Origin of the sequence: Litorivita pollutaquae (assembly GCF_003205515.1) — a bacterium.
In the GTDB taxonomy this organism is placed as follows: Bacteria; Pseudomonadota; Alphaproteobacteria; order Rhodobacterales; family Rhodobacteraceae; genus Litorivita; species Litorivita pollutaquae.
The window spans coordinates 45,087-69,414 of record NZ_KZ826491.1 but is presented as its reverse complement, the minus strand read 5'-3'; the positions used below and the strand labels follow the sequence as shown (position 1 = coordinate 69,414).

The window sequence follows — 24,328 nt, the reverse complement described above, 5'->3', positions numbered from 1 at the left end:
GGTCCGCCCTTTTGCATATCCAAGACGTAAAATTGCACATTCGGCGCGCCGCAAACCCAGATGTGCGAGATCAATCAACCACCCGATCATGCGGCCGCCACATATATATCTGGCAGCTCTTTCGGACACCGGTCAAGGACGTGGATGATCGTCCCACTCGTCGCTTAAAATGCGCTGTGCATCGCCTTCGGGGTCATCATATTGATTGCTCCGCACGGTGTAGATAAACGCCAAAAGCCCCACCCCGCCAAGGATCAGGGAAATCGGTATCAAATAGGCAATAATACTCATGTCTTCCTCCCTGCGCGGGTCAATCGCAATGCATTCAGCGATACGGTAATCGAACTCAACGACATCGCAAGCGCCGCAATCAAGGGCGTGGCCAATCCGATGATCGCCACAGGAACCGCAATCACGTTGTAAACCGTGGCAATGCGGAAATTCTCGCGGATACGCGCGGTTGCTGCCCGCGCCACGCTCAAGGCTTCGGGAATCGGCGAAAGATCTCCGCCCAAAAGCACAACATCAGAGGCCACCCGCGCCGCATCAAGGGCGGAGGCCAGAGAGATCGACACATGCGCACCGGCCAACGCCGCCGTGTCATTCAACCCGTCCCCGACCATCAACACATGTTTTCCCCCCGCGCTCAGCATATCGATCCGCCCGATTTTATCTTCGGGCAGGGCCTCGGCAACCCAATGATGAATGCCCAGTTTTGCGGCCAAAGCTTCGACCGCATAGGGCGTATCACCAGACACAAGATGCACCTCACGGCCCGATGCCTGCAGGGCCGAAACCGCTTCGGCCGCGCCCGCCCGCAGGCTGTCTTCAAACAAGAAACCCTCAAGCCCAGCACCCTCGACGCCAAGCCAGGCCGCCGTTCCTTGCGCCGCGCGCGCTGCATCGCCGCAAACCTCTGCTGCCCAATGGGCACGGCCGAACCGAACCGGAGCACCGTTCCACATACCTTCGGTGCCATATCCGGGCACCTCGCGGATGCTCTCGACACAGGCCGGGCGCAGGTTTGCCGCCTGTGCGGCCTGCACCACCGCTTGCGACAAGGGATGCGCAGACCCCAACGCCAACGCATAGGCCACCTCGACAGCCGCGCGCGGCAGATCGTCCAGGTTGGTCAAAGCAGGCGTGCCCGCTGTCAAAGTGCCGGTCTTGTCAAAAACCACCGTGTCAACCTGCGCCAAACGCTCCAATGCGGTCGCGTCTTTAATCAGCATCCCCTTGCGAAAGAGCCGCCCCGACGCCGCCGTGGTCACCGCAGGCACCGCAAGCCCGAGCGCACAGGGACATGTGATAATCAGCACCGCCGCCGCGATATTCACCGCCATGCGCAGATCGCCCGAATAGGCCCACCAGCCCAGAAAGCTCAGCGCCGAAAGGATATGCACGCCGGGCGCATAGAGTTTCGCGGCGCGGTCGGCCAAAGACGTATACCGCGAGCGTCCGCTTTCCGCGATGGCGACCAAATCCGCCATCCGGTGTAACGACGTATCGGCCCCGACCGCCGTAGCCCGCAAAACCAATGGGCCGGTCAGGTTGATCTCGCCGGCCGATACCTCGTGATCATGGCCCGCGAACACTGGCAATGTCTCGCCCGTCAACAACGACCGGTCAATTTCCGATGTGCCGTCAATGACCACCCCATCCACCGGCATGCGCCCACCCGGCCGGACAAGAACCAAATCCCCCACGCGCAGGGCGCTTACGCGGACCTCCTCCTCGCGGCCGCCCACGCTGTCCAACCGCATCGCGCGCGGCACTTCGAGCGCCGCCAATTCCTCCGCCGCAGAGCGCGCCACCGCACGTGTGCGATGATCCAGATAACGCCCCGCCAGCAAGAAAAACGTCAAGGTCAGCGCCGCATCGAAATAGGCGTGCTCACCGGACAAAGACGTCTCCCAAAGCGACGTGCCGACAGCCAACAGGATCGCAAGCGAGATCGGCACATCCATGTTGAGCCGCCGCCCTGCGAGCGCGGCATAGGCGCTGCGAAAGAACGGTTGGGCAGAAAAGGCAATGGTCGGCAGGGTGATCGCGGCCGAAATCCAATGAAACAAATCACGCGTCGCATCTGCCGCACCGGACCAGACCGCCACCGACAACAGCATGACATTCATCGAGGCAAATCCTGCCACCGCCAGCCGCATCAACAAATCGCGCCCTGACCGGTCCGTCTGTGTCGCCGCGATCGTGCCTGCATCCAACTGATGGGCCACATACCCCGCACGGGTCAGCGCCCGCACCAAATCGTCGGGCAAGACCTCTGGCGCGGCGCGCACCATCGCCCGTTTGAGCGTAAGATTCACCCGGGCGTCTTCGACCCCGGCTTGCGCCGAGAGCACCCGCTCCACGCCCGCAATACAGGCCGAACAATGGATTTCGGGCAAGCTCAACGCGATCTGTGCATCCTTGATCGCCGCGCGGTTTGCCAAAGCCTCCGCCGCCGGAGCCGCCGCGCAGGCGGGGCAGGCAGACATCGAAGGGGTCAATGTGGGCATGGATGTCATCGAGAAAAATCCAGAGTTGAAGCGCGTTGCCTAATGTTTGATGCCTAATGTTTAACGTGCAAGATAACACGTTGGCCAAATTCCGTGCCATCCGGCGCCACGGCGGTCATGCGAATGTTCCAATTGCCCGCCCCTAAGGTGAGCGGCGCAACATAAGCAGTGCCATCAAAGATAAACTCCGGCTCGACATCCTCGCGCACATGGGTCGCGCGGCCGACCACCGCGTGCAAATCCCCGACCATCACCGGTGCGCCTGCCGCGTCCGTGATCGCCAAGATCACCTGCCCATCCCGATGATCCGCGCGCACCGACCAGCCCAGCGCCTCTTGCGCCGCCTTGCGGACATTGAACTGCTGGCTGGCGACATAGGAGTTTTTGACCTCAAGCCCCGGAAACGTTTTTACCGCGCTATAAGCCAGCACAAGGTTGACCCCGATGATCACACCAAAGGCCAAGAAAAACACCGCAAACACATGCCATCCTGTGATCTTGCGCGGTGCGCGTATGACTGCCATTAATTCGCCCTTCCATTGAACACGCTGTCTTTGTAGGCCCGCTCGCCGCTGGCCGTATCTTCGACCCAGAACCGGAACTCGGTGCGTTCGGCTTCGGCGGGCGTGGAGCCCTTGGGTGCCATCACATAAATGCGCGCCAATTTGGTGCTATCAGCCGGCACCGGCACGACCTCATAGGGGCTGCCTTCGACGGTCACATGCAGCGATGGATCGCCCGACACCGTGACGCGAAATGGCCGTTCCTCGCCATGTTTGTTGCGCAAACGCACCTCATAGGTGTTGCGGATCGTGCCATCCGACAGGGTGATGAAGGTCGGATTGCGCACCGGCGCCACCGTCAGATCGATGTCGGAGCGGATGAACAACGCAAACAGCAGCGCAAAGCCGACCGAAGCCCACAGAATCGTATACATGACGGTGCGCGGGCGGAACACATGTTTCCATACCGACTTCGGCTCCATCCCCGCGCGTTCACGGCTCTCGTCGGTCAGGGCCATATAATCGATCAAGCCGCGCGGCTTGCCGATTTTGTCCATCATGTCATCGCAGGCATCAATGCAAAGCCCGCAGGTGATACATTCCAATTGCTGCCCGTCGCGAATGTCGATCCCCACCGGGCAGACGTTGACGCAGGCCATGCAATCGATACAATCGCCTAATGCCTCTGCGCCTTCGGCTTTGCGGTGCTTGCCGCGTGGCTCGCCGCGCCATTCACGATAGCCGACAACCAATGTGTCCTCGTCCATCATCGCCGCCTGAATCCGTGGCCAGGGGCACGCATAGATACAGATCTGCTCGCGCGCGAAACCGCCAAAGATAAAGGTTGTCAGGGTCAGAACCGCAATGGTCGTATAGGCCACAGGATGCGCGTTCATGGTGGCCAGATTAACCAAAAGCGTCGGCGCATCAGTGAAATAGAACACCCATGCCCCGCCGGTTGCAACCGAGATCAATAGCCATGTCGTCCATTTCGTCAGCCGCAATCGCGCCTTGCGAAAATCGAGCTTTTTCTGCCGGTGCAGGCGCAACCGCGCATTGCGGTCCCCTTCGATCCAGCGTTCGACAAGAATAAAAAGATCCGTCCACACCGTTTGCGGACAGGCATAGCCGCACCACACGCGCCCCAAGGCCGAGGTGAACAAAAACAATCCCAACCCCGCCATGACCAACAGCCCAGCGATGAAATAAAATTCATGCGGCCAAATCTCGATCCAGAAAAAGAAAAACCGCCGGCTGGCCAGATCGACCAAGACCGCCTGATCCGGCAATTCGGGTCCGCGATCCCATCGCAGCCATGGGGTGATGTAGTAGATCCCCAAAGTGACGATCATGATTCCCCATTTCAGATTGCGAAACAGACCTGACACGCGTTTGGGAAAAATTGGCTCGCGGGCCGCGTATAGACTGGGGGTCTCAGAATCGGACACTGCGAAACTCCGTATGTGTATTTCTAGCTTCCTTGTCACAGGACACGCGCGCCACAGCTTTGATCTGCATCAAATCTAACTTCTAAACGCATCTTATTACCGGCCTAACGATCACGGCTGCGTCAACAGGTTAGAAGGTGACATCAATCTGGCTGCGCAGCCACCGGACAAAGGCGCGCAGGGCGGGACGTTGCACCCCGGGAGGTATGACCAAATAATATCCTGTGTGACGCTCGTCTTTGAACAGCATCTGCAACCGCCCCGCTTTGAGGTCCGCCGCGACGAAAATTTTGGCCGCAATCGCAACGCCCTGCCCTGCCCTTGGCGTAGCAGTGATTTGCAACGGGAGATCCGCATCCCGTCCGGTCAAACCGTTGATTTTACGACCCATGGGGCCGAACCCCGATTGCAAGGCTGCGGCCGACGCCGCCGCGCGCAGGATGGAAATGCCGCGCGCTTATGAACGGCGCTTGAATCGGAGGCCAAATTGATGCTCCCGATCTATGTTAAAACGCTGCATGTGGCATTGCGCCAATCGGGCAAGCGAAACGCCGCTAGACCAACCCCCGGAGGGCCACACAAGGCGAGAAGAAAATCGACAGTGCGTAAAAATGCAATCCAGCAATGTTCATCGGCGCGGTGGCGCCTCACGCGCAAGACCCCGCGACATCGCTGCGGCGCCGACACTCCGGTCCGCCAATCGCATGGCCCCACAAAAAACAGCCCCGCCCTTTGACAGGGGGCGGGGCTTCTGTATTTAAGACACCGGCCTTCCAGGAAACGCGCGAACAGGACGGAAGGTCCGGTGCCAACCCTCGCGCCCGAGGGCGCGGGGGTATCTCTTTTGGCGGGGGCTTATTCGCCGCCGCCGAGGCTGTGAACATACGTGGCCACGGCGCGCACCTGCGCCTCGGTCAGCCGTTCATTCCAATTGGGCATCACGCCAAAACGCGAATAGGTCACGGTCTCTTTGACGGTGTCGAAATCACCGCCATAAAGCCAGATCGCATCGGCGAGGTTAGGCGCGCCTTGGCTGCGATCACCGGTGCCATCTTCCATATGGCACACCGCGCAATTGTCCTCAAAGACCACCGCGCCGGCCTCGGCCAATGCCGCATCAGGTGCATCACCAGAGAGCGACAGAACGTAATTCACCACCTGATCAATCTCTTCGTTCTCGAGCATCTCGCCAAAGGCAGGCATCTCGCTATAGTGGGCATCATCGTCGGTCTCGTTACGGACCCCGTGTGAAATCGTTGTGTGAATAGCCTCGATATCACCGCCCCACAGCCAATCGTTGTCCAAAAGGTTCGGATAGCCTTTGGCCCCCGCCGCGCCGGAGCCGTGGCACTGCGCGCACCATGTTTTGAACACGGCCGCACCCGCCGATTGCGCGTAACCGTTCAACTCGGGATCGGCGGAAATTTCCGTCAGCTCCGTGCCCGCCAATTTAGTGTTAATGGCCTCGTTCTGCGCCTCGACTGCGGCGATATCTGCCGCCACTTCGGCCCGTGTCGAATAACCAAGCACCCCCTTGGTTGCGCCATTGATCATCGGCCACGCCGGGTAGGCGATTGTATATCCGATGCCCCAAATAATGCACAAATAGAGGGTCCAGAGCCACCAACGCGGCAGAGGATTGTTGTACTCTTCAATTCCGTCCCAGGAGTGGCCGGTTGTGCTGACCTCTTGTTTGGTCTCAGGTTTTTTAGCCATGTCTCAGACCTCCTTGGCGCGAGCGTTACGCGCCGGCGCGGGTTTGTCTTCGTGCCGGAACGGGATCTCGGCGATGTCGCGATCAATTTTGCTTGCGCCCGGGCGAAAGACAAAAAGGATCACGCCGATGAAGAAGGCGAAAAGCACCATCAGCATCCAGCTGTCAGCGAATTCGCGCAAAAAGGAATAGGTTTCCATGTTCTCCCCCCCTCCTAGCGGCTTGCGTCGGGCGTGAAGGTCGAGAAATCAACCAACGTGCCGAGCATTTGCAGATAGGCCACAAGAGCATCCATTTCGGACACACCTGCCTCGCCATCAAAGTTGCGCACCTGAACGCTTTCGCCGTACCGCTCGATCAATCCGTCATAATCGCTGTCCGGATCGGCCTGTGCGAGGAAGTCCGCCTGTGCGTTCTCCATCATCTCGTCGGTGTAGGGCACCCCGACAACCGCATGAACTTTCATGTTGTCCTCGATATATGTCCCCTCGAGACTGCGGTGGCTGAGAAAGCCGTATTTCGGCATCACGGATTCCGGCACCACCGATTGCGGGTCGGCCAAGTGATCCACATGCCATTCGTCCGAATAGCGGCCACCAACGCGGGCCAAGTCAGGCCCCGTGCGTTTGGATCCCCATTGGAACGGATGGTCATATTGGCTCTCCGCCGCCAGAGAATAGTGCCCGTAGCGCTCTACTTCGTCGCGCATGGGGCGGATCATCTGACTGTGGCAGACATAGCACCCCTCACGGATGTAGACATCGCGCCCGGCCAACTCCAACGGGGTGTAGGGGCGCATGCCGTCCACATCCTCGATGGTGTTTTCCAGCCAGAACAAAGGCGCGATTTCTACCAGCCCCCCAATGGTCACCACCAAAAAGGCAAAGACCGAGAGCAGCGTGACGTTCTTTTCGATAACGCCGTGTTTGTCGAGAATAGCCATGATTCCGGCCCTCCTTATTCGGCCGGGACTGCGTCATGCGCACCGGCTTCGATAGCCGGAGAGCGACGCACAGTCATGAACAGGTTGTAGCACATGATCAGGGAGCCCGTGATATACATCACACCGCCCAAACCGCGCACCACATACATCGGGAACTTGGCACCCACGGTGTCAGCAAAGCTGTTCACCAAGAAGCCATTGGCATCCACTTCACGCCACATCAGGCCTTCCATGATACCGGTCACCCACATCGATGCCGCGTAGAGAATGATGCCGATGGTGGCGAGCCAGAAGTGCCAGCTGACCAAGGACAACGAATACAAACGCTCGCGGTGCCACAGTTTCGGCACGAGGAAGTAGAGCGCGCCAAAGGTGATCATACCATTCCACCCCAGGGCGCCGGAGTGCACGTGCCCAATGGTCCAGTCGGTGTAATGCGACAGCGAGTTCACCGCACGGATCGACATCATCGGACCCTCGAATGTGGACATGCCGTAGAAGCCGATAGAAATCACCATCATCCGGATCACCGGATCGGTGCGCAATTTATCCCATGCGCCCGAAAGCGTCATCAGACCATTGATCATACCCCCCCAGGACGGCATCCACAGGATGATCGAGAACACCATGCCCAAGGTCCCAGCCCAATCAGGCAAGGCCGTGTAGTGCAAATGGTGCGGACCGGCCCAGATATACAAGAAGATCAGCGCCCAAAAGTGAATGATCGACAGCTTATAGGAATAGATCGGGCGCTCGGCCTGTTTGGGCACAAAATAATACATCATCCCGAGGAAACCGGCGGTGAGGAAAAAGCCCACGGCGTTGTGGCCATACCACCACTGGGTCATCGCATCTTGCACACCCGAGAAGACCTGCACCGATTTGGAGCCCCAGATGGAGACCGGAATGCTCAGGTTGTTGACAACATGCAGCATCGCAACGGTGATAATGAACGACAGGTAGAACCAGTTCGCCACATAGATGTGACGCTCTTTGCGTTTGACGATCGTGCCGAGGAACACCGCCAGATAGGACAGCCAAACGATGGTCAACCACAGATCCACATACCATTCGGGTTCTGCATATTCTTTCGACTGTGTTGCCCCCAGAATATAACCGGTGGCGGCCAGAACGATGAACAGATTATAGCCCCAGAAGACGAACCACCCAAGGTTGCCGCCCCAAAGCCGCGCCGCAGAGGTGCGCTGCACGACATAGAAGGACGTGCAAATCAATGCGTTACCACCAAAAGCGAAAATCACCGCCGAGGTGTGAAGGGGACGCAATTTACCAAAATTCACGTAGCCTTGGGCCCATTCGAAATTCAGCTCCGGAAAGGCGAGCTGAAACGCGATAAAGGTTCCGGCCAGAAATCCGACCACCCCCCAAAGCGCCGTTGCGATCACACCTGCGCGCACCACATCGTCCATATAGATCGATTGGTCGACGGCGACCGGCGTCTCGCCCGTGCGGCGCAAAGTCCACAGAAAAAGCCCACCAGCGACCAGCATTATCGTCAATGCGTTCACCATATAGGCCAGATCGCGCGCGAAATTGGCCGCGATCATCGCGAATAGCGTGATCAGACCAAGCACGATCAGCTTGATATAATTGTTCATGTTGCGTCCCTTCGTCGGTGCCCACACGATTCGCGTCGCTTCGCATAGGCGGATTTTGACTGTTGGCCTTTTCACCCCCTGCGCCGCGCGCCGCTTTGATCTGCATCAACATATGCGATGTTGTTTATTGACCGGTGTCAAAGATGCCCGCCGCATGCATCGAATATGCTAAAAAACAGTCAAACCATTCCGTAGGAGGGTCTCATGGCCTATACTTCTATTTTCACCGTGTTAACGGATGACACTCTACTCAAGAACACTCTCGCTCACGCGACCGCCTTAGCCGCGAAGCTGGATGCGCATCTGGATGCGCTATGTCTTGGTGTCGACCGAAGCCAAACCGGATATTATTATGCGGGCGCCAATGCTGCGGTGCTGCAAGAAACCATAACGCGTGCACAAGACGAGGCCGACGACATCGAAGCCAAAGCACGTGCCGAATTGGCCCCCGCCGAAATTCGTTGGTCCACCGAAAGCGGCGTTGCGCAATTGGCAGACCTGTCACGTCACGTTGCCGCACGCGCCCGTTTCACCGATCTGGTGGTGCTGCCGCAACCTTATGGCAAGGATCGCGGCGCCGAACTTGAACCCGTCGTCGAAGCCGCCCTGTTTGATGGAGGGGTTCCGGTTTTGGTGATCCCCAATGATGCCCAACCAAATCCGACCCCCAAGCGCATCTTGCTGGCGTGGAACGAAAGCTCCGAAGCTCTGGCCGCCGCGAGGGCGGCGCTTCCCCTTCTCGCCGCCGCCGATAGCGTACATGTGGTGGTGATCGATCCGCCAACCCATGGACCGACACGTTCGGATCCCGGCGGCATGCTGTCACAATTCCTGTCGCGCCACGGCGTGCGCTGCGAAATCGACGTTCTGTCCAAAACGCTGCCGCGCATCTCCGACGTGCTCATCCGCCATGCCGCCGATATCGAAGCCGACATGATCGTGATGGGAGCTTATGGTCATTCACGCTTCCGCGAAGCGATCCTCGGCGGGGCCACCCGCTATATGCTCGAGCAAGCCACTTTACCGGTATTGATGGCGCATTAGGGCAGATTACGTCACAAAAACCCCCTGCGCAGGGCTTCTACGCAGGGGGCATTACATTAACAAACAAATCGAAAAATCGGTTCCGTACGCGTGGGATCAGGCGAACATTCCACCATCGGAATCATCGCCCGCCTCGTCCATCAAACGCCCGAAATCGGGGATTGTCACATTGCGTTTGCCTTCCAATGTGATCACCCCATCCCGTTTAAGCGCCGACATCTGACGGCTCACAGTCTCAAGCGTCAGCCCAAGATAATCCGCCATGGCTTCACGGGTCAGCGGCAGGTCAAACACCAACGGCCCCTTAGTGCCGCGCAAGTTCAACGACGCATCCCTCCGCCCGATAATCGACAAAAGCGAAGCGATCTTTTCGCGGGCCGTCTTGCGGCCCAGCACCAACATCCATTCGCGCGCCGCATCCAATTCATCCAACGTCATTTCCAACAAACGTTGTGCCACATGCGGCGTCGTTTCCATCATCTCTTCGAACGGTTTTTTACGGAAACAGCACATCATCAGATCGGTGGTCGCCACCACATCATAGGCCGATCCTTCGCGCCCCGGGCGCCCAACGAAATCCGACGGCAGCAATAGGCCGACCATTTGCGTCCGCCCGTCTTCCATCGTCTGCGTCAGCGTCGCGATCCCGGACACCACAGATCCGACAAAATCCATCTTGTCACCGGACCAGATCACCGTCTGCCCCGCCTGGAAGCTGCGATAATATTTAATCTCTTCAAGACGCTCGAGGTCGTCCGCATCACAGCGCGCGCAAACCGCACGATGCCGGATCGGGCAATCGTCGCATTCATGGGGCAGGGACTTGATTTGTTCTTTGAGCATAGGGTCTCTTAGCGCGTTTGATCTGTGTCAAAGTTTTAGCATCTCACTGAGCATATCACTCGCGCCATGGTCACACAAACCCAACTTGCTCACATGGGGCTGTTTGACGCGAAAGTTCCGCGTTACACCTCATATCCCACCGCCCCGCACTTCAACAATGACGTCGGGCCGGACACCTATACGCAATGGATCGAAGCCCTGCCGAAGGGCAGCGCGATATCTCTTTATGTGCATGTGCCGTTTTGTCGGCGGCTGTGTTGGTTTTGCGCCTGCCGCACCCAAGGCACGCAAAGCGATGCGCCGGTGCTGGCCTATCTGCAAACCTTGTTGACCGAACTGGACATGTTGGCGCGGCATTTGCCCGAGGGCGTCCGCCTGTCACGGCTGCATTGGGGCGGGGGCACGCCGACGTTGCTCCAACCGGCAATGATGCAAGACCTTGCGACAAAAATCGCCGAAATCGCCCCTTTTGCAGAGAACTACGAATTTTCGGTCGAAATCGACCCGAACGAGATTGATGAAGGTCGCCTTGATGCTCTGGCCGCTGCGGGGATGAACCGCGCCTCGATCGGGGTGCAGGATTTCGATGAGGGCATCCAGCAAAGCATCGGACGGATGCAAAGTTTCGACATCACCCGCGATGCGGTGGACATGATCCGCGCGCGCGGGATTGAAAGCCTCAACGCCGATATTCTCTTTGGCCTTCCGCATCAAACCAATGAGAAGATCACCGAGAGTGTGCAAAAATTGCTGGCGCTGTCGCCGGATCGCGTGGCGCTCTATGGCTATGCGCATGTGCCATGGATGGCAAAGCGACAACAGATGATCCCCTCGGACGCGCTGCCGACCCCGCAAGAGCGGCTCGCGCTGTTTGAAACCGCCGCGCGGCTGTTTGAGTGGGACGGCTATGACGCCATTGGGATCGACCATTTCGCCCGCCCCGAAGACGGATTGGCCAAGGCCCGCCGCGCCGGCACCCTGCGCCGCAACTTCCAAGGGTACACCGATGACACCGCCGTGGCGCTGATCGGGGTTGGGGCTTCGTCAATTTCGCGGTTCCCGCAAGGCTATGCGCAAAATGCCCCCGCAACCGGCGCCCATACCGGCAAGATCCGCGACGACCGGTTCTCGATCTCGCGCGGGCATAAATTCAGCAACGAGGACATCCTACGTGGCCGGATGATCGAAGCCTTGATGTGTGATTTCGAAATCAATGCCGAGGAATTGCGCCGTGACTTCGGTTTGACGCAGGCCGAGATTGACCAGCGTTTTGCCGATATCGCCTGCGGGTATGACGGATTGCTACAGGTCACTCCGGATCGGTTGGCGATCCCGCCGGCTGCGCGCCCTTTGACCCGCATGATCGCGCGCAGCATCGATGCCTATGATTTGAGCAAAGCCGGGCATAGCTCGGCCATCTGAGGCCTGCCGAAGGCCCCCCGCCCGCAAACGCGGCCGATCTATTGTCCGGTCGCGGCCTCATCCGCTTTCAAATCCAGCGCCGCAGCCAAAAGCGCGGCGGTATATTCGGTTTGCGGCGCATCAAAGATTGCCCCCGCTTCGCCCGCCTCGATGACATCACCTTGACGCATGACAATCATCTTGTGGCTCATGGCGCGCACGACGTGCAAATCGTGACTGATGAAGAGATAGGCAAGACCGTATTTCACTTGCAAGTTCCGCAGGAGATCGACGATTTGCACCTGCACGGTCATATCAAGCGCCGAAGTCGGCTCGTCCAGAACCACCAATTTGGGGCGCAATATCATCGCACGGGCAATGGCAATCCGTTGACGTTGACCGCCGGAAAACTCATGCGGGTAGCGATGCATCATCTCGGGGCTAAGCCCCACTTCGACCATCACATCGGTGACCATTTGCCGCCGGTCCTTGCCCGCAGAGGTGCCATGCACACCCAGCCCCTCGGCGATGATCTGCTCGCAGGTCATGCGCGGGCTGAGTGATCCGAAGGGGTCTTGAAACACGATTTGCATATCGCCGCGCAGGCTGCGCAAGCCGCGTGTCGATATCTTGTGCAAATCACGGTTATCAAACTGAATACCGCCCTGTGAGGCAATCAAACGCATAATCGCCAAGGCCAACGTCGTCTTGCCCGACCCGCTCTCGCCGACGATGCCAAGCGTTTCACCCGCCCGCACAGAAATCGACGCGTCATTCACCGCTTTGACATGGCCAACGGTTTTTTTCAAAAACCCCTTTTGGATCGGAAACCAGACTTTGAGATGCTCGGTCTGTGCCACCACCGGCGCGTCCGCAGCCACCGGCGCGGGCCGCCCGACCGCACGGGCCGCCAGAAGTTTTTGTGTATAAGGATGCTGTGGCGCGGCGAAAATATCCGCCGTTGGCCCCTCCTCGACGATCTCTCCGTCTTTCATCACGCAGACACGATCAGCAATCCGGCGCACCACGCCCAAATCATGGGTGATGAACAACAGCCCCATGTTCTCTTCGCGTTTGAGCTCGGCCAGCAATTCCAAAATCTGCGCCTGAATGGTCACATCAAGGGCCGTCGTCGGCTCATCCGCGATCAAGATGTCAGGCTTATTGGCCAAAGCCATAGCGATCATCACACGTTGCCTTTGCCCGCCCGATAATTGGTGCGGATAGGCACCCAACCGGGTTTCGGGGTCGCGAATGCCGACACGGAGCAGCAATTCGATAATCCGCGCACTCAGCGCCGCGCCGCGCAGCCCTTGATGCAACTCGATCGACTCCGCCAGTTGTTTTTCCAACGTATGAAGCGGATTGAGCGAGGTCATCGGCTCTTGGAAAATAAAGGAAATATCGTTGCCCCGCACCCGGCGCAGGTCGCGTTCATTTGCTCCGATCATCTCGGTGCCGTCATAGGTCACCGATCCGCTGACCTCGGCATTGCTGCCCAAAAGCGACACGGTCGACAGCGCCGTAACCGATTTACCCGAACCGGATTCGCCCACCAAAGCCACGGTTTCCCCGCGATCCAAAGCAAAGCTCACTCCTTTGACCGCCGCGTGGACCTTGCCATCCTGACGAAAGCCCACAGTCAGGTTTTTGACCTCTAGAATACTCATTGAAAGGTCTTTCTGGGATCAAACGCATCGCGCACGCCCTCGAAAATGAAAACGAGCAGCGACAGCATAATGGCAAAAGCGAAGAAGGCCGTGAAGGCGAGCCAAGGGGCTTCAAGGTTCTGTTTGGCCTGCAAGGTCAATTCGCCCAAAGACGGCAAAGATGCAGGCAAGCCGAAGCCAAGGAAATCCAGCCCCGCCAGCAAGGCGATTGTGCCCGTCACGATGAAGGGCAACATTGTCAGCGTCGCCACCATCGCGTTGGGCAACATGTGGCGGAACATGATGGTCGCGTTGCTGACGCCCAATGCCTTGGCCGCGCGCACATATTCAAGATTGCGCGCGCGCAAAAATTCGGCCCGCACCACGCCCACAAGGCTCATCCAACCGAACAGCACCGTGATGAACACCAACAGCCAAAACCCCCGCGGCAGGATCGAGAACATGATGATGATGACGTAAATTTGCGGCGTCGAAGACCAGATTTCCATCGCCCTTTGGGTGATCAAATCCACCCAGCCGCCAAAATACCCCTGTAACGCGCCCGCCGCGATTCCGATCGCTGTCGAGATCACCGTAACGATCAATGTGAACAAAACCGACAGTCGGAACCCATATATCACCCGCGCCAACACATCGCGTTTGGTGTCATCCGTGCCCAGCAGGTTTTGCCCGTTCGGCGGCAATGGCGCGGCACCGGGGCGGTCCACAGGCGTGTCATAACTGTAGGGGATCGGCGGCCAGATCGACCAACCTTTCTTGAACCCCTCGGCGCTATATGTGCCTGCGTCGATCTCTTTCAAAATATCCTCAGGATCGTCGAAACAATCCTCGATCCCGCCCGACCGGATCAGGCATTTAACCTCGGGATCGCGATAAATCGCTTCGGTTTTGAAATCCCCGCCAAACGCCACCTCGGGGTAGAATTTGAAAATCGGCATGTAATACCCGCCGCGATAGTTCACGAGGATCGGTTTGTCGTTGGCTAAAAACTCGGCAAACATCGACAGGCCGAAGAGAATGCTGAACAGGATCAAAGACCAAAAGGCCCGTCCGTTGCGGCGGAAATTACGCCACCGGCGGGCGTTGAGCGGCGAGAGCGTGATCAAAGCCATATCGCCTATCCCTCCCGCTTTTCAAAATCGATGCGCGGATCGACCAACACATACATCAGATCCGACAGGATGCCGACCACGAGACCGATCAGGCCAAAGATAAACAGCGTGCCGAACATCACCGGATAATCGCGCGCCACGGCGGCCTCGAACCCGAGCCGCCCCAACCCATCAAGCGAGAAAATCGTTTCGATCAACAAGCTCCCGCCAAAGAACACGCCGATGAACACGGCCGGAAATCCGGCAATCACGATGAGCATCGCGTTGCGGAACACATGACCATAAAGCACCCGCGACGCGGTCAATCCCTTGGCCCGCGCGGTCATCACATATTGCTTTTTGATCTCGTCGAGAAAGCTGTTCTTTGTCAGCAGGGTCAGCGTGGCAAAGGCCGAAATCGTCGATGCAATCACCGGCAAAGCGATATGCCACAGGTAATCCTTGGCCTTTCCAAAGGCGCTAAGTTGATCAAAGTTCTCGGAGGTCAGCCCGCGCAGCGGGAAGATTTGCCAATACGAGCCGCCCGCGAAGAGGACCATCAACAAAATCGCAAACAAAAATCCCGGGATCGCATAGGCGACGATGATCAACCCCGACGTCCATGTGTCAAAGCGCGATCCGTCATGTACGGCCTTGCGAATACCCAAAGGGATCGACACCAGATAGGCAATAATCGTGGACCACAGGCCCAATGTGATCGACACCGGCATCTTTTCAAGCACCAGATCAACCACCGAGATCTTGCGAAAATAGCTCTCGCCGAAATCAAGCCGCATATAATTCCACATCATCCCGAAGAACCGCTCAAGCGGCGGTTTGTCGAGGCCAAATTGTCGTTCGAGATCAGCGATGAACTCCGCCGGAAGGCCGCGCGCACCGAGGTATTTGTCATCCCCGCCAGCGCTGGCCATATCCGCGCCGCCATCATTGCCGCCACCGGCAAAGCCCTCGAACACATCGCCCTGCCCTTGCATTTCGGCGATGATCTGTTCGACCGGCCCGCCGGGGACAAATTGCACAAGCGCGAAGTTGATCACCATGATCCCAACCAGCGTCGGGATGATCAGCAGCAACCGCCGTAAGATATAGGCTCCCATTGCGGCGGACTACCTCAACGCGCCGGAGGCTTTGAGCGCCGCCGCTTTGTCAGCATTCCACCACCAGAAATCCAATACGCCCAAAGCATAGGGCGGCAATTCGGCGGGGTGTTCATACATGTTCCAATAGGCCACCCAAGAGGTCGGATTATACCAAACGGGGATCATGAAAAACTCATGCCGCAAGGCCCGGTCCAATGCCATGAGCGCAACATCCTGGTCCTCCCGCGTCGTCGCATTGAGCGACACATCGATCAATTTATCGACCAAAGGCGAAGCAAGACCCGCAGGGTTGAAGACGTTGTTTTCCACCTCGGAGGTGCCATACATTTGGATCAATCCGGTGCCGGTGCCCAAAAACGCGGAATAGCTGTCGAAGATCAGATCGTAATCACGGTCGCGACTGCGCAGGGTGAACTGGCTGGGATCAACCTTTTCGACCTTGATATCAATGCCCATGGCTTCGAGGTTTTGCGCAAAATTGGTGACGACCGCCTCCAATGTCGCGGAGCCGGAGGAGTTAACCGGGAAATCCAGCGACAGCTTTTGCCCCGCCGCATTGCGCCGGATACCGTCATCTCCCACCGCCCATCCGGCGGCGTCGAGCATCTTCATCGCGGCGCGCAGGTTGCGCCGGTCGGTCAACCGGTCCGGGTTCGAAGTATGTGCCAAAAGCGCCGGCTCGGTCAACATATCTTCGGGCACCAAATCCCCGAGCCCGCGAAGCAACTCAAGCTCCGCTCCCTCCGGCGCGCCTTTGGCTTCCAAGGGCGAGCCTTGGGTAAAGCTGTGGCGCTGCGCAAAAAGCCCGTATTGTAACGACGCATTGGTCCATTCAAAATTGAACGCCAAAGCAATCGCCTTGCGCACATTGCGGTCCTTGAGCACATCCTTGCCAAGGTTGAACACGATCCCTGTCGGGGTCGGCGGCGTGCCATCGGGCAATTCTTCGAGGATCACATCGCCGCGCGTGCGAGCCGGAAAATCATATCCTGTCGCCCATTTTTTGGAATCGCCTTCGGGCCGGAACGTATATTCGCCCGCCTTGAACGCCTCGAAACCCGCGCTGTCATCGGCGAAATATTCGATACGGATGCGATCGAAATTATGCCGCCCCTTGTTGATCGGCAGGTCCTTACCCCAATACTCGGGATTGCGTTTGTAGACGATGCGGCGGTTCACCTCGGCGCTTTGCATCACATAGGGGCCGGAGCCCGGTGCGGCATCAAGGCGCGGCTCGTCAAGGCGGGCCCCGGTTTTTTCATACCAAGCGCGCGGAAACACCGGCGTGCCGCCCACCTGATCAATCAACGAGCGGCGCGAAATGCCGGTGGCAAAGGTGAATTTCACCGTGTGATCATCCAGAGCCTCGGCACTTAGTATCCGTTTTTTCACTGCCGTCGCGTAGGACGGCAATCCCTGCTCGAGAAACAGGTTATGGGAAAACACCACATCATGCGCCGTCACCGGCGTGCCGTCGGAAAACCGTGCTTCCGGGCGCATATGGAAGATCACCCATGTTTTGCCTTCGTCATACTCAAGACGTTCGGCCAACAATCCGTAGCTTTCGCCATAGGTATCCGCGGGCAACCCGCCGCTGGTGGCGGGCATTTCACCCAGCAAACTTTCATAAATCATCCAGCTATAGCGCCCCGCGCGGCCCTTGCGGCTGTAGGGGTTCATAGAATCAAATGTGCCCGGTGCGGACAGGGAAATCTCCCCGCCCTTCGGCGCATCGGGATTAACGTAATCAAAATGAGGAAAATCCGCAGGATATTTCAAATCCCCAAAGAAGGAATAGCCGTGCGAGCGGATGATGCCATCGCCTGTGTCAGGCTGTGCATGGCTTTCTCCGCGCGCCAACCCTGCGGCACATACCGCCAAAGCGATCCCCATGACGCCCGCCGTTACCATATGGCGCAGGCCCTGTCCGGCGGCAGCGCCCCGGCGGCGCACCAGCGCGACAGCGCCTTTGCGATTCGAGTCGCGGCGGGGCTTTAAGGCGGGTTCGAGTTCGCGCATACGTGTCCTCCTCAGCACCGGAATGTCCGGCTGACAGTTTGGTCAAGGCTAGCGGAGGCAGCACCGGAGTTTCAAGTTGAGATTGCGTGAGGCAAGCGTGATCAGAGCCGGAAAACGCAAAAAAGGCCGCATCACAAGAGATGCGGCCTTTTCCAAATAAAATCAGTGCGCAAGCTTAGTCGCCGAGCGTGTCGAGATAGGCGATCAAATTGGCGCGGTCAGCAGGTTTTTTCAAACCCGCGAAGGACATTTTGGTGCCCGGCGCGAAGCCTTTGGGGTTCTCAAGGAAATGGTCAAGATTCTCAGGCGTCCAGGTTTCGGCCACCGCCACCAAGGCACCGGAATATCCAAATCCGTCAACGGCTCCAACGGCCCGGTTCACAATGCCGTACAGGAAAGGACCGGTGGCATTCGCACCATCTTCAACCTTGTGGCAGGCTTTGCATTTGCCGAAAACCTTCGCGCCCTTGCCAACATCCGCCGAAGCAAGAAGCTCTTCAAATGTCGGGCCCTCTTCGGCCTCCGAAGCCGCGCCTTCATCGCTCGCCACTTCGATGACATAGCCAGCGGCGTGATCGCCCTCGCCATGACCGCCGCCGGTTTCAAACAGCATATCGGCCGTGAAATTGCCCAGCAAGAATACCAGCAAAGTGCCACAACCCGCGCCCAAAGCTTTCGTCAGTGTCATTGTATCAAACATGGATCAGCCTGTTCTAAATCGGTGTCTTTGGGCGCGTATGTATTCGCTTCCCCTTACCGAACGCAAGGTATAGTTTCCGCGACCAAACGCCTCGACGCGTATTTTGCACCTCTTTGGATGGTTTATAGACGGGAATATTGGACGAATGACGAAACGAGTGGCTTTCCAAGGCGAACTGGGCGCCTATTCGCATCAAGCCTGTCGCGAGGCTTTGCCTGAGTATGAACCGATGGCCTGCAGCACCTTTGAAGACGCCATCGAAGCGATCCGCAAAGGCGAGGCGGAATTGGCAATGCTTCCCGTGGAAAATTCCACCTTCGGGCGCGTGGCCGATATCCATCACCTGTTGCCGGCGTCGGGCTTGCATATTGTCGACGAAGCATACGTGCGGGTACATATCAACCTGCTCGCCCTGCCCGGCACCACGTTGGACGAGGTGACCTCGGCCACCTCACATTCCATGTTGTTGGGACAATGCCGCGAATTTCTAAGCAAACACGGCATAGAGCGGATCACGGGCGCGGATACCGCCGGATCGGCACTGTTGATCTCCCAACAAGATGACAAACGCAACGCAGCATTGGCCAGCGAACTTGCCGGCGAGATCTACGGGCTTGATATATTGGCCCGCCATATCGAGGATCAATCCAACAACACCACGCGGTTTTTGATCATGTCGCGCACTCCGGATCTGTCGCGGCGCGGCAATGGCGGCATGAAGAGCACTTTTATCTTTGAAGTGCGCAACATTCCCGCCGCCTTGTACAAAGCCATGGGCGGGTTTGCCACCAATGGCATCAACATGACCAAGCTGGAAAGCTATATGGTGGGCGGCTCTTTCACTGCGACGCAGTTTTACGCCGATATCGACGGCCATCCTGACGACCGCAACGTGCAACTTGCGCTGGATGAATTGGATTATTTTACCAATTCGATGACCTTGCTGGGCGTCTATCCAGCGGCGAAAGTGCCGCAAAACGACAGTTAGCCATCACTCGACAGGGCGCTTTGCGTCTTCGCCGGCCTCTACCGCCGGAAAACCCGAAAAGCGCGCTACAAATTTGTGGGGTGTTATTCATTTATGCATTTCATTTGCGCATTCTGCGACGGAAGGACCGACGGCCACCGTATCACCAAGGACATTGATCGAAAGGATGACCCGATGAAACCTCTTTGGCTTAGCGCGCTCACTCTTGCCAGTCTCTTGGTCGGCGCCGTCGCTCTGGTACTTTCGGAACAATTGCGCGAGCCGCAAATCGAGGTTCTACAAGCGCCGCCAGAGGTGATCACTCTTAGAGCGCTTTGACTAAGCCCTAACGCCCGGCGCGGACCGCCTCAGGCCGTGCGAGCAAAACGATCTTCAAGCTCTTTGGCGTAGCCGGCCACTTTGAGATGAAACCGCTTGTTCAAATTGGTGCGCGCCAATTTCAAAGATTGCACCAAAAGCCGCGCCGACAGGGTTTTCGGGGCAAGTTCAACACTCAGACTGAGCCGTGTGCGCCCGCGCGACAACGCCACCAGATCCAGCCGCAATTCGCCTTCGATTCCCTGCGAGGTCGATTTGAAGACCATGTGGTTGGGTGCATCGTATTCGGTCATTTCGACATGCATGTCACGGGTCTTGCCACGCATCGGAAACCGCACGTCCCATGCCATACCTGCACTCGGCACAGGTCGGTCCTCGACCCGCTCAACCTCGGCCCCGCGCCGCAAAACCGACCGCTCGAACCCCGAAAAATCCGACACCTGCGCAAACACGTGCTCGATCGGGGCTTCGATATCTTCGCGGGTGGTAAACTGCATCGTGTCTGCTCTCGCCGGTTAGCCGATTTTCTGAGCGTTCAGTCTCGCCCTAATCCAATCTGTCCGCAAGCCAGTTGCGTAGAATAAAATGTGCAATTGCACCTTTCCGTGCAGGCAACATCTCGGGGTTTTGGCCGGCAAATGCGGATAGGATCTCTTCGCGGGTGAACCAACGCGCCGCCTCGATTTCTTTTGGATCAATGGTGACCTCGGTGCTCAGCGCCGCCCCCCAGCACCCGAACATCAAAGAATTGGGAAACGGCCATGGTTGACTGGCCAGATATTCGACCTCCCCGACACGCACCTGAGTTTCCTCGAACACCTCGCGGCGCACAGCGCCTTCGATTGGCTCGCCCGATTCCACGAATCCCGCCAACAGCGAATACATCCCTTCGGGCCACCCTGGCGAGCGCCCCATCAATACCGAATTGCCATGCGTGATCAACATGATGACCACCGGATCAGTGCGTGGGTAATGCTCGCTGCCACAGGCGGGGCAAATGCGTTGCCATCCGGCCAGGGCCATCTGTGACGGCTTTCCACATTTCGAGCAGAACATATGGCTTCGGTGCCAATTGAAATTCGCAAGGGCCGAGGCCACTAATTCGGCCTCCATCGGATCCAGTTGCGCCGCCATCACAAGCCGCAATTCCGCGAATGCCCCCTCGGGCACAGCCGGGTGCGCCTGCAACGAGCGATCCAGAAAGTTACCCATCTGCGCCGCGTCACTTTCTTCGGGCTCCCAATCGGACAGATCGGCGGCGAATAGATATGCGCCGTGCCTGTCACGCCCGAGCAAAATCCTTGCCTCAGAGGCCTGTTCGAAGATCGGGTGGTCCATCGGCAGCAACATCAATCCGCCCAGCCCCCGATCCGCGATCAACGGCTTTCCGCGCCAGAGCGCCATCGTACGGCTGCTTGGTGCAGCCTGCGCCGCTGCCAGCGCCGCAGGATCGCTGCGCACCTCGCCCGCACGGTCCAATCCCGCGCCGCCAAATGTCACCGTCTCTGCAATTCTCATGCGCGTCCCTTTCTCAGCCGCTCATCCATGCACCCCGATATCGCCCATACGTGCCGCATAAGTGAGTGATGCCCCGACAACCAACAAAGTGCAATGCACAGCACATTCACCACACTTGAATTTTTTTTGCAAATACAGCCTAAAGTTGATTGCCTATATAAAACATTGTGTTAAGACAGGGGCGGAAGTTTCAAGTGATGCTGTTTATGCAAGCCTACCCTGTGCCTAAGACGCACAACCCCGCCACTCTGCTACTAAAACCAAACAGGTCCACCTTGTCATATCCGCTCCCAAATCCCGCTGCGCCCCATGCTTCGGCGCAAGCAACGCTTCGGCTTCTGGCCACGTCCGACATGCATATCAACCTGCGTGGATATGACTATTTTGCCGACCGGCCCTCTGCTGCGGGTGGTTTGGCACGGATCGCAACATTGGTGCGCCAACAGCGGCACAGCGCCGAAAACAGCCTATTGGTGGACAATGGCGATTTCCTACAGGGTAGCTTGATTGGGGATTACATCGCCTATGAGCGCCCAGATGACAACCCCGCGTCCCACCCGGCCATCGCGGCGATGAATCGGCTGAACTATGATGTCGTTGGTCTGGGCAATCACGAATTCAACTTCGGCATCGACTTCCTCGAAACCGCCCTAAACGATGCCCGGTTTCCAGTGATTTCCTCGAATGTATTTTCCCCCGCCCAAGCCCAACGCCACAGCATTTTCGAACAATCCTTCATGCCGCCCTTTGCCATCCTGTCGCGGCAAATCACCTGTGACGATGGCTCTACCCAGCCTCTGCGCGTCGGGTTTTTCTCTGTACTGCCGCCACAGGTGATGGTCTGGGACCGTAGGCATGTCCTCGGACGCGTGGAAATCCGGGACATCGTCGAAACCGCCCGCACCTTGGTGCCAAAAATTCGGGCAGAGGGCGCCGATATCGTCATCGCCCTATGCCATTCGGGCATTGGCGATGAACAGTACCGCCCGGACATGGAGCACGCGGCTATTCCGTTGGCGGGCATCGCCGGTATCGACGCGATGGTCTGCGGACATAGCCATCTGCAATTTCCGGGGCCGGATCACGCCGCCAGCCCCCAAATCGATCCCGACGCCGGCACCCTATGCGGCACCCCCGCCATCATGCCGGGGTTCGGCGGCAATGTGTTGGGACAAATTGATCTGACCTTGCTGCGCGAGGGCAACATCTGGCGGGTCAAAAGCCACGAAAGCCGATTGATTCCCACCGCCGCCCGCGGCGCGGATCATCGTTTGCTGCCTTTGATTGAAGAAGACGAAGAGGTGCTCGCCTGTACCGAGACCGCACATGCTGAAACGCTATCGTACTTACGCCGCCCCGTGGGGGCGATCGACCGCGCAGTGCATAGCTATTTCTCGATGCTGGGCACCGATGCGTCGGTTCAGATGGTCACCCAAGCCCAAAGCCACCACCTGCGCAGCCTCATCGAAGGCACTGAATGGGAGGGATTGCCCGTGCTGTCCGCCGCCGCCCCCTTCAAAACCGGGGGGCGCGGCGGGCCGGACAATTACACCGACCTGACCTCTGGCGCGCTGACGATTGGCAATCTGGCCGATCTCTACGTTTTTCCCAATATGTTTCGCGCGGTTCATGTGACGGGCACACAATTGGCCGGATGGCTCGAACGTGCGGCGGGGGCCTTTTGCCAGATCACGGCAGGGGGCCAAGATCAAATGCTGCTCGACCCCGATTTCCCCAGCTATAATTTCGACGTGATTGACGGGCTGACCTATGAAATCGACCTGACCCAACCTTCGCGGTTTACCGCACGCGGACAGATGCAAAACCCCGCCGCATGCCGCATCACAAATCTGCGCCACAATGGCGCATTGGTCGAACCCGGGGCGCGTTTTCTGGTCGCAACCAATTCTTTTCGGGCCGGCGGCGGCGGTGACTTCCCCGGGGCCGAAGGCGATAGCGTCGTCCTGCGTGGTCATAAGACAAGCCGCGACATCCTGCTCGACTATGTTCAATCGGGTGCCGCCGAAGGCCTGGACCATCGCGAAATTTGGTCCTTTGTTCCGGCAGGGAAGGCGACAGTGTTATTTGACACCTCGCCGTCCGCCCGCGCCCACATCGATGAAATCGCCCATTTTGCGCCTGAACTCCTTGGCGATCTAGACAGCGGGTTTACCCGCTTCCGGCTGACTTTGTAATCACGCGGACGGCATGCGCGCCAAGGCGGGCGGCCTCCCCTGCGGCACGCGCACGCCGACACTTCATCTAGACATCTGCCGCGAAATCGGATTTTGCATGCGCACCGCCCGCCGCCTTCGCGCGGGGATTAACAACAGGACGTTTCACATGCGCACCCTTCCCCTCGTCTGGCTCTGTCTCGCGGCGGTTTTCGTTGGGCTTGTCGCTGCGGTCATGACCCGCCCCACGACATCCGATCTTATGGACCATGTGCCCGGCGCCCTGCGCCGCGCGGTGATGGCCCAAAGTTTTATTCCCGAGAATTTGATCGTGGCAGAGGGGCTGACTGAAATTTGCAAGGTCTCGGCCACGGCCTGCTTTGAGATTGTCAAACCGCAGGTGAGGCAGGATTTCACCGACCATTTGATTTATAACCGTTACGCGATGACCGGATTTGGCCGCACGCTTGCGTGCTATGGCCTGTTTGGGCAGATCCGTTGCGGCATCCGCACGCCATAAACCGCAGGTGTCCCTTCGGACACACCGCGTGCGTAAGGCTTGCGAATCCACTGCGCTGCCCCTATATGCAGCCGTGAGAGGTTGGCGCGGGCGAGCGCCTCGCCAACCCGGTCAGATCCGGAAGGAAGCAGCCGTAACGAGCCCCGCTTGGGTCGTTGTCCAGCCTCTCACCTTGCTCCGC

At 58.2% G+C, this 24,328-nt stretch carries 23 protein-coding genes and 1 other RNA gene; 7 read left to right on the top strand and 17 right to left on the bottom strand.

Annotated elements, in window-relative coordinates; all coding sequences use genetic code 11:
- Positions 1-132: 132 nt before the first annotated feature.
- The 9 genes from ccoS to ccoN all read right to left on the bottom strand — a co-directional run bounded on the left by ccoS (position 133) and on the right by ccoN (position 8,740).
- Positions 133-291 (bottom strand): cbb3-type cytochrome oxidase assembly protein CcoS, encoded by a 159-nt coding sequence (ccoS, locus tag DI396_RS14845; protein WP_110797038.1) that lies wholly within the window; start codon positions 289-291, stop codon positions 133-135.
- Positions 288-2,522: a heavy metal translocating P-type ATPase gene (locus DI396_RS14840; RefSeq protein ID WP_110797035.1), complete on the bottom strand. Its 2,235-nt coding sequence runs from the start codon at positions 2,520-2,522 to the stop codon at positions 288-290. The genes ccoS and DI396_RS14840 overlap by 4 nt, the downstream gene beginning before the upstream one ends.
- A gap of 44 nt (positions 2,523-2,566) precedes the next feature.
- Complete coding sequence (locus tag DI396_RS14835; RefSeq protein WP_204362862.1) at positions 2,567-3,037, bottom strand: FixH family protein; 471 nt, start codon at positions 3,035-3,037, stop codon at positions 2,567-2,569.
- Positions 3,037-4,464 (bottom strand): cytochrome c oxidase accessory protein CcoG, encoded by a 1,428-nt coding sequence (gene ccoG / locus DI396_RS14830; RefSeq protein WP_110797033.1) that lies wholly within the window; start codon positions 4,462-4,464, stop codon positions 3,037-3,039. Before ccoG ends, DI396_RS14835 begins: the two co-directional genes overlap by 1 nt.
- Positions 4,465-4,594: 130 nt before the next feature.
- A complete protein-coding gene (locus DI396_RS14825; RefSeq protein ID WP_110797031.1) occupies positions 4,595-4,855 on the bottom strand; it encodes a LysR substrate-binding domain-containing protein in 261 nt (86 codons plus the stop codon).
- 464 nt (positions 4,856-5,319) lie between these two features.
- Positions 5,320-6,180 carry a cytochrome-c oxidase, cbb3-type subunit III gene (gene ccoP, locus DI396_RS14820; protein WP_110797030.1) on the bottom strand — a complete coding sequence of 287 codons (861 nt, stop codon included), beginning with the start codon at positions 6,178-6,180 and terminating at the stop codon, positions 5,320-5,322.
- Positions 6,181-6,183: 3 nt separating this feature from the next.
- The gene (locus DI396_RS14815; protein WP_110797028.1) at positions 6,184-6,378 is read right to left on the bottom strand and encodes a cbb3-type cytochrome c oxidase subunit 3; all 195 of its coding nucleotides are present in this window, start codon (positions 6,376-6,378) and stop codon (positions 6,184-6,186) included.
- 14 nt (positions 6,379-6,392) lie between these two features.
- Positions 6,393-7,121 carry a cytochrome-c oxidase, cbb3-type subunit II gene (ccoO, locus tag DI396_RS14810; RefSeq protein ID WP_110797026.1) on the bottom strand — a complete coding sequence of 243 codons (729 nt, stop codon included), beginning with the start codon at positions 7,119-7,121 and terminating at the stop codon, positions 6,393-6,395.
- 14 nt (positions 7,122-7,135) lie between these two features.
- Entirely contained in the window at positions 7,136-8,740 is a 1,605-nt protein-coding gene (gene ccoN / locus DI396_RS14805) for a cytochrome-c oxidase, cbb3-type subunit I (protein ID WP_110797025.1), read from the bottom strand.
- A 204-nt stretch (positions 8,741-8,944) separates the two neighbouring features.
- On the opposite strand from ccoN, the gene DI396_RS14800 reads away from it, so the two are divergent.
- On the top strand, positions 8,945-9,784 hold the full coding sequence (locus DI396_RS14800) for a universal stress protein (protein WP_110797024.1): 840 nt from the start codon (positions 8,945-8,947) through the stop codon (positions 9,782-9,784).
- A gap of 96 nt (positions 9,785-9,880) precedes the next feature.
- Here the strand turns inward: DI396_RS14800 and fnrL are convergent, their stop codons facing one another.
- Positions 9,881-10,627: a transcriptional regulator FnrL gene (fnrL, locus tag DI396_RS14795; protein WP_110797022.1), complete on the bottom strand. Its 747-nt coding sequence runs from the start codon at positions 10,625-10,627 to the stop codon at positions 9,881-9,883.
- A 66-nt stretch (positions 10,628-10,693) separates the two neighbouring features.
- Here fnrL and hemN point away from each other — a divergent pair, with 66 nt between their 5' ends.
- Entirely contained in the window at positions 10,694-12,049 is a 1,356-nt protein-coding gene (gene hemN, locus DI396_RS14790; RefSeq protein WP_110797020.1) for an oxygen-independent coproporphyrinogen III oxidase, read from the top strand.
- Between the two features lie 38 nt (positions 12,050-12,087).
- On the opposite strand, the gene DI396_RS14785 is transcribed toward hemN, so the two are convergent.
- The 5 genes from DI396_RS14785 to DI396_RS14765 all read right to left on the bottom strand — a co-directional run bounded on the left by DI396_RS14785 (position 12,088) and on the right by DI396_RS14765 (position 18,629).
- Positions 12,088-13,698 (bottom strand): ABC transporter ATP-binding protein, encoded by a 1,611-nt coding sequence (locus tag DI396_RS14785; RefSeq protein ID WP_110797018.1) that lies wholly within the window; start codon positions 13,696-13,698, stop codon positions 12,088-12,090.
- Entirely contained in the window at positions 13,695-14,801 is a 1,107-nt protein-coding gene (locus tag DI396_RS14780; RefSeq protein WP_110797074.1) for an ABC transporter permease, read from the bottom strand. The genes DI396_RS14785 and DI396_RS14780 overlap by 4 nt, the downstream gene beginning before the upstream one ends.
- A 14-nt stretch (positions 14,802-14,815) precedes the next feature.
- Positions 14,816-15,907, bottom strand: coding sequence for a microcin C ABC transporter permease YejB (locus DI396_RS14775; RefSeq protein WP_110797016.1), 1,092 nt, complete (start codon positions 15,905-15,907; stop codon positions 14,816-14,818).
- A gap of 9 nt (positions 15,908-15,916) precedes the next feature.
- Complete coding sequence (locus DI396_RS14770; RefSeq protein WP_110797073.1) at positions 15,917-17,821, bottom strand: extracellular solute-binding protein; 1,905 nt, start codon at positions 17,819-17,821, stop codon at positions 15,917-15,919.
- Positions 17,822-18,104: 283 nt separating this feature from the next.
- Positions 18,105-18,629 carry a c-type cytochrome gene (locus DI396_RS14765; RefSeq protein ID WP_110797014.1) on the bottom strand — a complete coding sequence of 175 codons (525 nt, stop codon included), beginning with the start codon at positions 18,627-18,629 and terminating at the stop codon, positions 18,105-18,107.
- 145 nt (positions 18,630-18,774) lie between these two features.
- Here DI396_RS14765 and DI396_RS14760 point away from each other — a divergent pair, with 145 nt between their 5' ends.
- Both DI396_RS14760 and DI396_RS16465 read left to right on the top strand, forming a co-directional pair.
- Positions 18,775-19,617 (top strand): prephenate dehydratase, encoded by an 843-nt coding sequence (locus DI396_RS14760; protein ID WP_110797013.1) that lies wholly within the window; start codon positions 18,775-18,777, stop codon positions 19,615-19,617.
- Positions 19,618-19,791: 174 nt separating this feature from the next.
- Entirely contained in the window at positions 19,792-19,935 is a 144-nt protein-coding gene (locus DI396_RS16465; RefSeq protein WP_162617244.1) for a hypothetical protein, read from the top strand.
- 29 nt (positions 19,936-19,964) lie between these two features.
- Here the strand turns inward: DI396_RS16465 and DI396_RS14750 are convergent, their stop codons facing one another.
- Positions 19,965-20,432: an SRPBCC family protein gene (locus tag DI396_RS14750; RefSeq protein WP_110797010.1), complete on the bottom strand. Its 468-nt coding sequence runs from the start codon at positions 20,430-20,432 to the stop codon at positions 19,965-19,967.
- A gap of 49 nt (positions 20,433-20,481) precedes the next feature.
- Positions 20,482-21,453, bottom strand: a complete 972-nt coding sequence (gene nudC / locus DI396_RS14745) for an NAD(+) diphosphatase (protein WP_110797009.1) — start codon at positions 21,451-21,453, stop codon at positions 20,482-20,484.
- A 275-nt stretch (positions 21,454-21,728) separates the two neighbouring features.
- On the opposite strand from nudC, the gene DI396_RS14740 reads away from it, so the two are divergent.
- The 3 genes from DI396_RS14740 to ffs all read left to right on the top strand — a co-directional run bounded on the left by DI396_RS14740 (position 21,729) and on the right by ffs (position 24,320).
- Positions 21,729-23,648 carry a bifunctional 2',3'-cyclic-nucleotide 2'-phosphodiesterase/3'-nucleotidase gene (locus DI396_RS14740; protein ID WP_162617243.1) on the top strand — a complete coding sequence of 640 codons (1,920 nt, stop codon included), beginning with the start codon at positions 21,729-21,731 and terminating at the stop codon, positions 23,646-23,648.
- 148 nt (positions 23,649-23,796) lie between these two features.
- Positions 23,797-24,147: a hypothetical protein gene (locus tag DI396_RS14735; RefSeq protein WP_162617242.1), complete on the top strand. Its 351-nt coding sequence runs from the start codon at positions 23,797-23,799 to the stop codon at positions 24,145-24,147.
- Between the two features lie 74 nt (positions 24,148-24,221).
- An RNA gene (ffs, locus tag DI396_RS14730) (signal recognition particle sRNA small type) lies at positions 24,222-24,320 on the top strand.
- Positions 24,321-24,328: the final 8 nt, after the last annotated feature.